The following is a 13,141-nucleotide window of genomic DNA, read 5'->3' on the forward strand; positions in this document are numbered from 1 at the left end:
ATAAAACAGGGCTGGCCTACTGGGCCAGTCGTTGGTTCAGGACGCGGAAGGGGCTCAGCTCTTCGAAATGAAAAACAAAGCGGATCTGGTCGGTGAACTCCTTGCGGCTACCAGGCAGCCCGTTGCCGTACTGGCTGCCGACCAGGGGCAGGTAAAGGCGCAGGATATTATTGGGTATGGGCAGCAGTAGTCTGGTTACGGGCAGTACCAGCCCGGCATCATAGTAGCCGTTTACGCGGCCAGAATTCGACTGACCGGCCCGGTTTACCAAGCCGAAATCGGCAAAAATTACCAGTGGGGTAACAGGCAGATCGGCTTCGAGGCCCAGGGTGGTAAGCCACTTCTGAGAAGCTACGGGCAAATAAGCCTTAAATCCGCCGTCCCGATCATCAGTTTGGTTGAATTGGGCCGGATACGTATGGGAAATCTGCCGGCGGTCCAGGAACATCGTCTGGCGGCGGTAGTCGAAGCTGCCACTCAGGCCCATGGCAAACGGGCTCTCACTCCCCGAGTTCAGGAAGGCGCCGCCAAATAAGCGGGCCCGGATTTGTTTGGTGGGATTGTAGTAGCGGCCGTAGGTGGCGGTGGCCCGCAACAAGGTCGCGTTCTGGCTGGTGTTGTCCGATGCTGCGTTGGGGCTGAGCTGGTTGAGCTCCACGTGGCCCGACCAGTTTTGCAGGGCGTTGCCGTCGCGCACCAAGTACTCCAGGGTCTGAATGCGGGTAGTCTGGCGGCGGTCCTGGTCGCGGATATTGGTATTGGCAAACCGCACGAGGTGCTGGGCCCGGTTGAAAGCAGAGTGGGGTAAGTGCAGCGTCAGGCTGGGCTCAATTTTGCGGTAGCGCTCGAAGCGGGTTAGCTGCACGGTGGTCAGCAGCTGGCGGGCCCGCGCCTGGGGCAGCACGTTCAGCGTCAGCATCCCAATGCCATTGAGCTCCCGGCGGTTGAAGCTGTACATCGGCATGGCCAGGTAGTTTAGCCGTTTGGGCACCAGCAGGTTGTTGTAGAAGGCCACCCCGAGCATAAACTTGTCGGAGGTATTCGCTCCCAGCACCGGCATCCAGTTGATAGCCTGCTGGTCCCAGCGCTCCAGGCTGGCCAGGGGACGCAGGTGCAACGGTTCGAGGCGCCGCAAAGTACCGCCAACCTTCATTCGGTCGTCGCGGCGGTTGAGCTGGGGCGTGAGGTAGCCCGCATCGATTACCACGGCCGTCACGCCGGCGGCACGAAAGTCGAGCTGGGTTTCGTCCTTCGTATCATCGTCGGTGCCGCCGAAAGCGGGCGTCCATTTGGTTTCCAGCACCCGGCCCCGGGCATCGAGGGTAGAAACGGGCACGGCAAATGGGGCGGGCGAGTCGTTGCGCACCAGCACCTTCAGCGTTTCGCCCTGCACCAGCAAATCCGACAGGGCCGCTTCGTAGGGGTGTTGGCTCGTGAGCATCTGCTGGAAAAACCAGTCCAGTTTTTGGCCCGTTGCCTGCTCGAATGCCGCCTGCATATCCTCAGGGTAGGGGTGGTGGAACTGCCACTGCTGGTAGTAGGCGCGCATGGCCGCATCGAATCGCTCCTGCCCCAGGTAACCGGCCAGGTATTGCAGCAGCAGCGCCGTTTCCGAGTACGTGATGAGGGTATAGTTGAAACGGCCGTAATCAGCCGAGGTAACCCCGCTCACGGGCTGGTCGAAGCCGCGGGCCGCCAGGGCAGCAATGGGCAACCGGTCCAGGGCCACGGCCGGTAAGTCGGCGATGCCCGTGGCAGTTTCTACTAAGGGCCACCTGGACAGCAAGCCCATTGCTCCACCGGCGGCCGTGTCGCGTTCGGCCACGCGCTTCTGCGTGTATGTGTTCAGGCCCTCATCCATCCAGGCAAAGTCCCGCTCGTTGGAGCCCAGAACACCATAAAACCAGTTGTGGCCCACCTCGTGCACAATGGCTACGGGCGGGGTTATGGTTACCATCGGATATTCCATGCCCGCGCCGGCACTGCCTACCCCATCTACGGCCGTAGCGGAGGCGTACGGGTACTCGCCCACCCAGCGAGAGTAGTAGGAGAGGGCCTCATTGACGTCCTGAAGGCCTTTTATCCACTGCGTTGCCTCCCGGTTGGTGAACATCACCCAGGAAGTGACCGTGCGGCCCGAAGGCAGCGTGATGCCGCTTTTGAGCACGTTGAAGCGCTTGTCGGCAAACCAGGCAAAGTCGTGGATGCGGTCCTGCACGTAGCGCAGGGTTTTGGTTTCGGGAGCCGAAGCCGGGAATTTGAGGTCGGAGCCAAAGTCTTCGGCCGTTTTCTTGCTGGCTCCGATGGCGGCCAGCGCATCCAGGCGCGCCAGTTCCTCGGGGTTTTGCAGTACGCCGGTAGCTCCTACCACGTAGTTGGCCGGCAGCGTAATGCGCACATCAAACGAGCCAAATTCGGAGTAGAATTCGCCCTGACTGAGGTAGGGCATCGGGTGCCAGCCCTTACGGTCGTACACGGCGGGCTTGGGGTACCACTGGGTTATCTGGTAGTGCTGGCCCACGTGCGCCAACCGGGAAAACGAATCCGGAATTTTCACCCGGAAGGGCGTGGTGATGGTGATACTGGCGCCGGCTGCCAGCGGCTGGGGTAGCAGCAGCCGGGCCATGTCGGGGTTGTCAGTGTCGTACTCCAGGCGGGCGGACTGGCCATTCACCCGAAATTCCAGGCTGTCGATGAAGCCGCGCTGGGCGGGCGTAGCAAACTGGAACGCCCGGTTGCCGTTGCGCAGCTGCTGGCGGGCAAAGGCCGTCGTATTGTCGCGGTAGGCATTGGGCCAGAGGTGAAACCAAATAAAGGGCAGCACGTCGGGCGAATGGTTGGTATACACGATTTGCTCGTGCCCCCGAAGTTCGTGGCGCTGGTCGTCGAGCGCTACCTCGATGGAGTAGTTGGCCTGCTGCTGCCACTCGGTGGCGGGCTGCTGGGCCAGGGCTGGCAGGGCCAGCAGACAGAGTAGGTAGAGGATTGTTTTCATGCAGAAACCAGATACAGCCGGAAGAGAGGAAGAATATGAAGCTAAAAATAGCCTCTCCGGCCGCGAGATGCGCTACAACCTTTCGCGGTTGCCCGCGTTTGCACGGAATAGTATTTTCCATGCCGCCATTTTAGCAGCGGCCTAACCATTCTTTCGCATGTCCTTCCACAAAATCCCCAAAGACGACACTCAGCACCAGGTTCACCTCGACGGCGCTATCACGCTACTCGGCAACAACTTGCAGGATGAAGCCAGCCGCGCCGGTCTCGACAACCACTTCCAGCGCTGGATTGAAGACCTTAAGGATGTCGACAACCCCCAACTCCACCAGATTGTGGTAGACCTGCAGGAGCTGAAGGCCCACTTCGGCGGTGGAGTTGTGAGTGAGGATACTGTTACCCGGCTCATGTCGCGCTTGGGTGCTAACACCGTGTCGGCTGCTGTTTTCGCCGACAACCCAAACACGGCTGAGCGCATTACTAAGCTGGGCGAAGCCCTCAGTGCGGCCTCCAAGCAATTGGGGCATAACGAAAACACGCCCGCCCAGGACCTGAAGAAGGACTCGGCCCAGAACAAGTAATACTGCCTGTTATCCTGCGTATGCTGCTTAATGCGCTACATATGCAGGATAACAGGAATTTTTACATGAAAAAGCCGGCTTCCCTAAAGAGGAGCCGGCTTTTTCTATGCAGGAAAGCAACGCTGCTTACGCGGCTACTACTTTGGGGGCGTTCAAACGACGCTCCTTGATACGAGCTGCTTTGCCCGACAGGCCACGCAGGTAGTACAGACGGGCACGACGCACCTTACCACGACGGATAACTTCTACCTTCTCGATGTTAGGCGAGAGCAGGGGGAAAATACGCTCGGTACCAATCTGGTTCGAGATTTTACGCACGGTGAACGTTTCACCGTTCGTGCTGGTGTTCTTGCGCTGGATTACAACGCCCTGGAACTGCTGCACGCGCTCCTTGTTGCCCTCGCGGATTTTTACGTGGACGTTGATGGTGTCGCCGGCGGCAAAACGGGGGAAGCTGGCGCGGCGCTCCTGGGACTCTTGCTCAATAAAATCGAGTAGTACGCTCATGGTTGAAAAGACGATAAAGGACGGTCGCGCCGCCCCGAGAGGTTTCGGGTAAAGAAGCGCAAATATAGCGCTCTGTTTTTAAATGGTGAAATCGTGAGGTGGTGAAAGGCTGGCAGTTGCCGGCTGGTTCCTTCTGCTCACTATTCCAGTAAGTCCGGGCGGCGCTGTTGGGTGCGGGCCAGGGCTTGTTCGTGGCGCCAGACGTCAATTTTCGGGGTGTTGCCCGAAAGCAGAATATCCGGCACCGGTTGGCCCCGCCATTCAGCGGGCCGGGTATAGATGGGCGGCGAAAGCAGGTTGTCCTGGAACGAGTCGCTCAGGGCCGATTCTTCGTTGCCCAGCACGCCGGGCAACAGCCGAACTACGGCATCAACCAGCACTGCCGCGCCCAGCTCACCCCCGCTCAGCACGTAGTCGCCTACACTGATTTCGTGGGTGATATAGGCCGTCCGAATCCGCTCATCGACGCCCTTGTAATGTCCGCAGAGCAACAGCAGGTTGCCACTGAGCGACAAACGGTTGACCAGCGGCTGGCGCATGGTTTCGCCGTCGGGCGTGAGGTAAATGATGGCATCGTAGGTGCGTTGTGCCAACAGCTCGTCGAAACAGGCTGCAATTGGCTCCACGCGCAACACCATGCCCGCACCACCTCCGAATACGTAATCGTCAATCTGGCCGTGCTTGTTGATGGCATAGCGGCGCAGATCATGCAAGTGAATTTCGGCCAGCCCTTTTTCCTGCGCGCGTTTCACGATGGAATGCGCAAAGGGACTAACCAGCAAATCCGGCTGGCACGTGACGATGTCAATCCGCATAGGTTGAACGGTTACGCGGCCGGCTCAGCGTCGTCCGAATCCTGCTCGTCGTTGGGCGAGGAAGGGCTCAGGTACACGTCGAGCAATCCGTCGGGCAGCTTCACCAGCAAGCGGCGGGCCGCTTGGTCGGCGCGCAGAATCAGCTCATCCACCACCGGAATCAGAACTTCCTGGCCCTGGTAGCGCATGCCCAATACGTCCTGCCGGGGCAGTTCGTAGAAAGCCTCCACAATGCCCAGCTCGCCCAGCGCCTCATCCACCACGAGGTAACCTACCACGTCGTGAAAGTAGAACTGGTCGTCGGCCAGAGCGGGTAGCTCGGCCAGCGGGCGCCAGAGTTTAGCGTTGCGCAGGGGCTCGGCGTCCTCAATTCGGTCGATGCCTTTCAGCTTGAACAAAACCTTGTTGTCGGTCTGGGGCTGAAATTTCTCGACTCCGTGGGCTACAAGTTTGCCGGGGGCGGCGGGCATTTCCAGCCACACCGTCTGCAGTTTGCGGTAGTCGTTGAGGTCGTCCACATCGAAGAAGGCCACCACAAACCCTTTCAGGCCGTGGGGCTTCCCGAGGGAGCCCAGTTGGTAGCAGTCGTCGATTTTCATGGGTGGGTTGAGCGTATAGTAGGATAAGTTGAGCAGTTGGAGGGTTGAAGGGCTAGTACCGCCTCTCCGCTTTCCAACTGCTCAACTCACTAACTATTCGGCAGCGGCTTCGGTGGTTTCTTCGGTCGAAGCAGCAGCTTCGGTCGTTTCGCCTTCGGCTTCCGCAGCAACTTCCTCAGCTACGGGAGCTGGGGCGTTGGCGGCATCGATGGCGGCCTGCTTGGCGCGTTGAGCTTCCGAACGGGCTTCCTTTACCTTGGTTTCGGCGGCCAGACGCTGCTGACGAGCCTCATCCTTGGCGGTGCCGAGGACGGTGCGCTTGCCTTCGATCTTGGAGTCCTTGTCTTCCTTCCAGTCAGTGTAGCGCTGGTCGGCAGTTTCCTGCGAAATAGCGCCTTTGATAACACCCAACTGCAGGTGCTTGCGGTAAAGCACACCCCGGTACGAGAGCATGGCCCGTACGGTATCGGTGGGCTGGGCACCTTTCATAATCCAGTCGAACGCCTTGTCGCCATCGAAGTTGATGGTGGCGGGATTGGTCTGGGGGTTGTAGGTACCGATTTTCTCGATGAAGCGACCATCACGCGGAGCGCGCGAGTCAGCAATAACGATGTCGAACATTGCGGCCTTCTTGCGGCCGCGGCGGGCGAGGCGGATTTTAACTGCCATAAACCGGTTGGGTTAAGCGACGCATCCCGTGCGTCTGGTTGAAAATGAGGTGCAAAGGTACTCACATATTGCGCGGATTAAAAGGATTGCCCGGATTCAAATCTGCTCCTTTTGCCTTTGCTTAGGTTGGAATCAATAAAAAAGGGTTTCCCCACGCGGAGAAACCCTTTTCAATACCGTAAGTATCCAGCCGATTAAGCGGCCATTTGCACGTCTTCCTGCCACTTGCGTTTGATTTTCACCACTTTGACTTTATCAAGCGCCCAGATGAAGGCGTAGGTAGGGTCAAGCTCCCACTTCCGCACGGCAAAGTTGACGCGCATGGGCAGCTTGTGGTGGTTGTTCTGGAACAGTTCGCCAAACGCTAGAAAATCGAAGGGCAGGGTGTTCTTGGAGTGGTCGTGGTTGTCGAAGTTCTGATAGCCGTACTTGTGGCCGCCCCAGTTCACGATGGCGCCATGAATCGGGCCCATCAGGAAGTGCAGCGGCAGCAGCAGAAACTGCCACCAAGCAGTAGCGAAGTTTACATAGAACAGCACGTAAAATGTGCCCCAGGCCACGCGGGAGTACCATTTGTCGCCCAAGTTCTCGATGAGGCTCCACTCGGGATAGTCACCCTCGAACCGTTCGGCGGCGGCATAGTCACGGTTGAGCACGGCATTGTAGATGTTCTTGGTCTTCCACATCATCGTGAAAGCATTCGACGAGTACAGCGGCGAGTGCGGGTCCAACTCGGTATCGGAGTAGGCGTGGTGCATGCGGTGCAGCAACGCGTAGGCCCGCGGCGACAGGAAAGAGGAGCCCTGGCAGATGTAGGTGAACAGGAAGAAGAACTTCTCCCAGAACTTGTTCATCGTAAACATCTTATGCGCCGCATAGCGGTGCAGGTAGAAAGTCTGCGTGAACAGCGACAAATAATAGTGCGCAACGAAGAAAATGAGTATTGCCATGAAGAGGGCAGAAAGAGTGAGGAGGTCGAAGTCAGGGAGCCGCCGAAGCGTATGAGCAGCAAAGCGCGGAAATGCTATATAAGTTCAGCAGTTGTACCGCAAAAATACGCTTACCCCCACCGCCAGTGCAATTTCCCTGCCTAAAAGGCCATAATGTTGTTGCGGTTGGCAAGGTTGGAAGGCACATGTGCCCGAAAACCAAGCCAACATTCTCCGCGAAGCGGAGTCGAAGAATGACGGTCTTTCCGTTACCTGTCAGCGGCTAGCAATACGTCTCGGCAACCTTCCAGTGGGCAATGTCCGGTAGCGGCGCCACAATGCGCATATCTTCTTTCGTAACCGGGTGTTTAAACTGTAGCTCGCGAGCGTGCAGGGCAATGCTCACATCGGGCAGTGGGGCCAGAAAACCGTACTTCACGTCGCCGACGATGGGCGTGCCCAGGCCGGTGCTCAACTGCACCCGAATCTGGTGAGGGCGTCCCGTGATGGGGTTTACCTGCACCAGATAGCGGTTGCCAGCTTCGCCCAGCACTTGGTAATCGAGGTCCGACTTCTGGCCTTGGCCGTGGCGCTCGGGGTAAGCTTTCGTGACGTTGCGAATGGGGTCCTTAACCAGCCAGTGGGTGAGGTGGCCTTCGATGGGAGCAGGGCATTTGCCGGTCAGGGCCCAATAGGTTTTGCTGATTTTGTTGTCGCGGAACAGCTCGTTCATGCGGCTCAGCGCCTTGCTGGTTTTGGCCAGCACCACCACGCCGCTTACCGGCCGGTCGAGGCGGTGCACCACGCCCACGAAGGCGGCGCCGGGCTTCTTGTACTTGAAGCGCAGGTACTCCTCAGCCTTGTTGGAAAGGGGCTCGTCGCCGGTAGCGTCGCCCTGTACGAGCAGACCAGCGGGCTTGTTGATGATGAGCAGGTGGTTGTCTTCGAACAGAATTTCTTTCTGCTCCGACCACAGGTTGGGACGGTTCACTCGGTGGTTAATTATGAATTATGGAATATGAATTTTGAATTGGAAGCGCATGACTCAATTATTCGAGTGCACGCCAATCAATTGGCCAATTCATACTCCATAATTCAACAGTCATAATTAAAATCAATACGCTTCGTCCGCAGTAGGGAAGCCGCGGGCTTTTACGTCACTGATGTAGCGCTGCACGGCGTCGTGCATAGCGTCGCCGAGGTCGGCGTAGCGGCGCAGGAAACGCGGCTTGAACTCCTTGGTAATGCCCAGCATATCGTGCACGACCAGCACCTGCCCGTCTACGTCGGGGCCGGCACCGATGCCGATAACCGGAATGGTGAGCTGCTCGGCGACCTTCTTGGCCAGGCCCGATGGGATTTTCTCCAGCACGAGGGCAAAGCACCCGATTTCCTGCAAGAGCAGCGCATCCTCAATGAGTTTCTGAGCCTCCACTTCTTCCTTGGCCCGCACCGAGTACGTGCCAAATTTATAAATACTTTGCGGAGTAAGCCCCAGATGGCCCATTACCGGAATGCCAGCCGTCAGAATCCGGGTGATGCTATCCTTGATTTCGGCCCCGCCTTCGAGCTTAATACCGTGCCCGCCCGACTCCTTCATGATGCGGATGGCCGAGCGCAGGGCTTCCGACGAATTGCCCTGATAAGAGCCAAACGGCATATCCACCACCACAAAGGCCCGTTTCACGGCCCGCACCACGCTCTGGGCGTGGTAAATCATCTGGTCGAGCGTGATGGGCAGCGTGGTTTCGTGGCCGGCCATCACGTTGGAGGCCGAGTCGCCGACGAGTAGCACGTCGATGCCTGCACCGTCCAGAATCTGGGCCATCGAGAAGTCGTAGGCCGTGAGCATGGAAATTTTCTCGCCGCGCTCCTTCATGGCCAGCAACTGGTGCGTGGTCACGAGTTTCACTTCCTTGTGTTGGGACATGTGTTTTAGCTGTTAGCTAGTAGCTGATGGCTGTCAGCTTCTGTTCGGTAGAATAATTTTCTCCTGGAAAGTCGCCCAAACCTCTCGTAACTGTGCATAAGGAGCTGGGAGCAAAGCACAGGATTGCTTTGCCGGCTTTAGGCGACGCTCACCGGGGACGGAGAGCAACGCGGTGGGTCCTTTGGGGAAACCCGAACAAAGCTAATAGCTATTAGCTTACAGCTGATAGCTAAGTATACCTACAGGTTGTTGAGGAAGGTGCGGTTGCGGCTCAGCTTGAGGCTTTGCAGCAGCGCCGATTTGGCAGCAATGGTAATAAAGTAGCCACGGGCCGGCCCGAAGGGTGTCCAGGTGCCGTTTATTTGCCAGCAGTGCAAGTCCTTGGTGAGGTCGAGGCGGGTGAAAGCAGGCGTTTTGTTCACAAAGTCGTAGTTGCTGCTGAAGCCGAAGCGCAGGGATTCAGTCAGTTTCACCGAGCCGTTCAGGTTGAGCGAGGCGGCCGTGTAAGGGCCCGGGCGCACCCGGCCAAACCGCGCCGGTAGCGGCCCCTGGTTCTGGTAGGTAAGGCCAAAAGTGGTGTTCAGCTCCCAGGGAATCTCGAAGTTTACGTAGTCTTCGTAGGGGTTGAGCGGGGTAACGGCCCCAAGCTGCGGATCATTGAGCGGTGCGACGTCGCGCTTCACGGCCGATTTGCGGTTGCCCTGGCTGGGATTGAACTGGTAGCTCAGGTTTAGGCTGGCGCTGGTGAGGCGGGCCAGTCGCACCTTGGACTGTTGCCACAGATACTTATCGCGCAGCCGGCCCAGCGAATCCTGCTGGTAGGGGTTGAGGCTGCCGTTGATGAACACCGTGAGCTTGCGGGCCACCTCGGTATTGAACGAGAACGAAATTGGCTCCAGCTGAAACGTGTCGCGGCCCAAATCGTAGCCGCCCGAAAAGGTCAGGTCCCGAATCAGCGACACCTTGTTGAAGGGCGTGGTGCCGGTGGTGTCGTCGGAGTTGCGCACCTTCATTTCCACCGAGTTCTGCAGCTGGAAAGACAGGCGCCGGTTGGAACGGTTGAGCGGTACGCCGTAGATGAAGTTGTTGAACTGCGGAAACGGCACGCCATCCCCATACAGTGGGTTGGAGGAGTAGAGCTGGCCGGTAGCGGGGTCGCGCAGGTCGTCGAGTTTTACGTTCTGGAAAGCTGCCGAACCCGGCAACTTTCCGGGGGCGTAGCTGAAACCCACACTAGGCGTAACCTTGTGGCGCAACGCCTGAAACTTGTGGTTGCCCTTGCGGATAATAGTACCGTAAAACGACGTGTTCAGGTTGATATTGGCCGAGCCCGTAGGCAGACGGTTAAAGCTGACCACCGTATCGATGGCCACGGCCCGGGCTAATGGGTTGTAGCTGTATTCGAGCCGCTTGAAGTACCACACCTCGTTGTAGGTAATGCCGGGGCTGATATTGATGTGCTTGACGGTGTAGCTGCCCAGCGTAATGTTGAAGTCGTGCTTCATGCCCGTCTGGGAGTTGCGTAGCAGCTGGCTTAGGTTGCCGAGCTTGATGGGCACAATGTAGGGCTCGCGCGAGCCGCCCAGCAGCGGAATGGATCCGCTATTGAGCAACCGGGCCGGTACATTGTTGGTCAGGCTGTTCTGGAACGTGAGGTTGTAGGAAAACGCCAGCTGCTCGTAGGCCTTGCGGGGCCGGATTTTCAGAATGTCGTACACGTATTGCCGGGCCAGGCCCACCGTCAGGTCGGGCAGGTTGGCCGTCATCGTGCCCAGCCGGGTATCCTGGGTTTGGCTGAGTTGCAGCGAGTAGTTGATGGGCGCGTTGCGCAGCTGCTTGGAGTAGGTGATGTTCGACTGAAAGGCCGCGCTCAGGTAGTTGCGCTGGTTGAACACGGCACTGCGCTGGTAGGCGCCGTTGCTCGACGTCAGGTTCACGCTGGCCGAAAACCGCCCGCCTCCTGGCTGCGGTACCGGCGTGTGCCGCCACGAAAGGAAGAACGAATTCTGGGAGCTGGGCGGCGTGTAAGTAGGGTTGGTGTTGGCGTCGGTGCTATTGAAGGTGCGCTCGATAGGGTTCGAATTGAAGCCGAACGAGAACAGTCCGTTGTACTTGTAACGGGTGATGTACTGCATCTCGGCCGTGCCCCGCCAGCCGCCGAACCGGTCGCCATTGCCGGCGTAAATGTCGCCCGTCAGGCGCACACCAATGTGGTCGTTGGCGGCCCAGTAGTAGCCGCCGTTGCGCAGAAAGAAGCCCCGGTCGGCGGCCTGGCCGAAAGTAGGAATGATGAGACCCGAAGCCCGCTTGTTGGATTTAGGCGTGGGGAAGTAGCCAAACAGGAAGCCCAGCGGCGTCGGAATATCCCCGATAACCAAGTTGAAAGGCCCGGTGATAACCTGCTGCCCGGGGATGAGCTTCATCTTGGAAGCATTGATATAGAAGTGCGGGTGCTCGAGGTTGCAGGTGGTGTAGCTGCCGTGCAGGCCATTGATGTCGCCGTTGGGCTGGCGCTTGATTTTTTCGGCATGAATGAAGCCCTCGCCCTGCTGGGTCACCACATCGGTAATGCGGCCGCGCTTGCTCTTGATGTTGTAGTCGATGCGGCCGGCCTGGTAGGTTTCGGCTCCCTGCGTGAACAGCGGCCGGTCCTGCATCTTGCCCGTCGAGTCGGCCACGCCCTCGGCCGTTACCAGGTTGCGCTCGTAATCCACCGTAATCAGGGCTGCCTTCAGGTTCACGTCGCCGTAGGTTACATCGGCTTTATCGAAGAGAATGGCGCGTTTATTCTGCACCTCGAACCGGATGGAGTCCTTGGCCTTATAAAGCACGGTCGTCTCCACGGCACCCTTGCGGCCCACGCCCAGGCCCACCGAGTCGGGCGTGCCGCCTACCCGCAGGCCGGTGGTATCGGCGCGCACGCGGCCGTCGGGCTTGGGCGGATTCACGATGGTAGGCAGCGGGCGCACATCGCCCTGCACGTTGGTGCTCGGCGACACTTGGGTGCCGGGCGCCGGGGTTGGCTGGGGCACCTGCTGGGCCGGCAGCGGCTGCTGGCGGGTAGGCGTCGGCGTTGTCTGGGCCCGGGCCGGAGCCGTCAGCAACCCCAGGCTCAGCAGCAGCGTAAGCACCACAACCGGCGCTGGCAGGTGCCCGAATAAACGTGTTAAGAGATGAAACACAGGCGCGAATAGAGCCACGTAGTTATTTATCGTTTATTTTGTGGCGGTTTGCAAAGGTAGCCGGTAGCTGCCTCAACTAACGAACTCCGTGCGGAATATTGTCGCTCTGGGCACGGCGGCCCTTCTTCTTTTCGCCGAATTTACTTCTCCCCTCACCCCGGCCCCGCGGTCGGCGGCCCCGCCGCCCGTGCGCTACCGGCTCCGAACGGTGGTGCTTGATGCCGGGCACGGGGGCAAAGACCGCGGCTGCACCGGCGTTTCGGCCCGCGAAGCCGACGTGGCCCTGAAGCTGGTACTGGCCCTGGGCAAGGAAATTGAGTCGAAAATGCCCGATGTGAAAGTGGTGTACACCCGCAAAACCGACGTGTTTGTGGAACTGGCCGACCGCGCCAATATCGCCAATAAGCTCAACGCCGATCTGTTCATCTCCATCCACTGCAACGCCAGCTCGCCCGCGGCCCACGGCACCGAGGTCTGGACCATGGGCCCGCATAAAACCGATGCCAACCTGGCCGTAGCCAAGCGCGAGAATTCGGTAATTCTGCAGGAGGACAACTACAAAGAGCAATACAACGGCTTTGATCCTACTTCGCCGCAGAGTCATATTCTGTTCAGCCTGTTTCAGAGCGCCTACATGGTCAACAGCCTGCGCTTCGCTCAGAAAATCGACCAGCAGTTCCGCACCACGCTCAAGCGGCCTTCGCGGGGCGTGAAGCAGGCGGGCTTTCTGGTGCTCTGGAAATCGGCCATGCCCTCCGTACTGATTGAGTCAGGCTTTCTGACCAACCGGCAGGAAGAACTGTATCTGAACGATAAAACAAATCAGGCGTATATGGCCTCGGGCATCTACCAGGCTTTCCGCGAATACAAGCAGGAGCTGGAAACCGGCTCGGGCGACTAACCCGGCCATATAACTGCCGGCCCGTCTGCTGACT

The 13,141-nt window shown here is 58.7% G+C and carries 11 protein-coding genes; 2 read left to right on the top strand and 9 right to left on the bottom strand.

What is annotated here, in order from left to right:
- Positions 1 to 16: 16 nt before the first annotated feature.
- Positions 17 to 2,995 carry a M1 family metallopeptidase gene (locus BLW21_RS07295; RefSeq protein ID WP_092738798.1) on the bottom strand — a complete coding sequence of 993 codons (2,979 nt, stop codon included), beginning with the start codon at positions 2,993 to 2,995 and terminating at the stop codon, positions 17 to 19.
- 157 nt (positions 2,996 to 3,152) lie between these two features.
- Here BLW21_RS07295 and BLW21_RS07300 point away from each other — a divergent pair, with 157 nt between their 5' ends.
- Positions 3,153 to 3,575, top strand: coding sequence for a hypothetical protein (locus BLW21_RS07300; protein WP_092738799.1), 423 nt, complete (start codon positions 3,153 to 3,155; stop codon positions 3,573 to 3,575).
- A 126-nt stretch (positions 3,576 to 3,701) separates the two neighbouring features.
- On the opposite strand, the gene rplS is transcribed toward BLW21_RS07300, so the two are convergent.
- The 8 genes from rplS to BLW21_RS07340 form a co-directional block, all read right to left on the bottom strand.
- Complete coding sequence (rplS, locus tag BLW21_RS07305) at positions 3,702 to 4,082, bottom strand: 50S ribosomal protein L19 (protein ID WP_092738800.1); 381 nt, start codon at positions 4,080 to 4,082, stop codon at positions 3,702 to 3,704.
- Positions 4,083 to 4,222: 140 nt separating this feature from the next.
- Complete coding sequence (gene trmD, locus BLW21_RS07310; RefSeq protein ID WP_092738801.1) at positions 4,223 to 4,897, bottom strand: tRNA (guanosine(37)-N1)-methyltransferase TrmD; 675 nt, start codon at positions 4,895 to 4,897, stop codon at positions 4,223 to 4,225.
- Between the two features lie 11 nt (positions 4,898 to 4,908).
- Positions 4,909 to 5,496, bottom strand: a complete 588-nt coding sequence (rimM, locus tag BLW21_RS07315) for a ribosome maturation factor RimM (protein WP_092738802.1) — start codon at positions 5,494 to 5,496, stop codon at positions 4,909 to 4,911.
- Positions 5,497 to 5,589: 93 nt separating this feature from the next.
- Positions 5,590 to 6,165: a 30S ribosomal protein S16 gene (locus tag BLW21_RS07320; protein ID WP_092738803.1), complete on the bottom strand. Its 576-nt coding sequence runs from the start codon at positions 6,163 to 6,165 to the stop codon at positions 5,590 to 5,592.
- A gap of 194 nt (positions 6,166 to 6,359) precedes the next feature.
- Positions 6,360 to 7,115 (bottom strand): acyl-CoA desaturase, encoded by a 756-nt coding sequence (locus tag BLW21_RS07325; protein WP_092738804.1) that lies wholly within the window; start codon positions 7,113 to 7,115, stop codon positions 6,360 to 6,362.
- Between the two features lie 262 nt (positions 7,116 to 7,377).
- The gene (locus BLW21_RS07330; RefSeq protein WP_092738805.1) at positions 7,378 to 8,085 is read right to left on the bottom strand and encodes an RluA family pseudouridine synthase; all 708 of its coding nucleotides are present in this window, start codon (positions 8,083 to 8,085) and stop codon (positions 7,378 to 7,380) included.
- 123 nt (positions 8,086 to 8,208) lie between these two features.
- Positions 8,209 to 9,024 carry a 3-methyl-2-oxobutanoate hydroxymethyltransferase gene (panB, locus tag BLW21_RS07335; protein ID WP_092738806.1) on the bottom strand — a complete coding sequence of 272 codons (816 nt, stop codon included), beginning with the start codon at positions 9,022 to 9,024 and terminating at the stop codon, positions 8,209 to 8,211.
- A 239-nt stretch (positions 9,025 to 9,263) separates the two neighbouring features.
- On the bottom strand, positions 9,264 to 12,206 hold the full coding sequence (locus BLW21_RS07340; protein WP_139255120.1) for a putative LPS assembly protein LptD: 2,943 nt from the start codon (positions 12,204 to 12,206) through the stop codon (positions 9,264 to 9,266).
- An 88-nt stretch (positions 12,207 to 12,294) separates the two neighbouring features.
- Between BLW21_RS07340 and BLW21_RS07345 the strand changes: the two genes are divergently transcribed.
- Complete coding sequence (locus BLW21_RS07345) at positions 12,295 to 13,107, top strand: N-acetylmuramoyl-L-alanine amidase family protein (RefSeq protein ID WP_394331646.1); 813 nt, start codon at positions 12,295 to 12,297, stop codon at positions 13,105 to 13,107.
- Positions 13,108 to 13,141: the final 34 nt, after the last annotated feature.

Origin of the sequence: Hymenobacter psychrophilus (genome assembly GCF_900107135.1) — a bacterium.
Taxonomy (GTDB): Bacteria; Bacteroidota; Bacteroidia; order Cytophagales; family Hymenobacteraceae; genus Hymenobacter; species Hymenobacter psychrophilus.

Coding starts and splice junctions, on each gene's coding strand:
- BLW21_RS07300 (WP_092738799.1), top strand. CDS start 3,153: ATGTCCTTCCACAAAATCCCCAAAGACGACACTCAGCACCAGGTTCAC.
- panB (WP_092738806.1), bottom strand. CDS start 9,024: ATGTCCCAACACAAGGAAGTGAAACTCGTGACCACGCACCAGTTGCTG.
- BLW21_RS07325 (WP_092738804.1), bottom strand. CDS start 7,115: ATGGCAATACTCATTTTCTTCGTTGCGCACTATTATTTGTCGCTGTTC.
- BLW21_RS07320 (WP_092738803.1), bottom strand. CDS start 6,165: ATGGCAGTTAAAATCCGCCTCGCCCGCCGCGGCCGCAAGAAGGCCGCA.
- rplS (WP_092738800.1), bottom strand. CDS start 4,082: ATGAGCGTACTACTCGATTTTATTGAGCAAGAGTCCCAGGAGCGCCGC.
- rimM (WP_092738802.1), bottom strand. CDS start 5,496: ATGAAAATCGACGACTGCTACCAACTGGGCTCCCTCGGGAAGCCCCAC.
- BLW21_RS07295 (WP_092738798.1), bottom strand. CDS start 2,995: ATGAAAACAATCCTCTACCTACTCTGTCTGCTGGCCCTGCCAGCCCTG.
- trmD (WP_092738801.1), bottom strand. CDS start 4,897: ATGCGGATTGACATCGTCACGTGCCAGCCGGATTTGCTGGTTAGTCCC.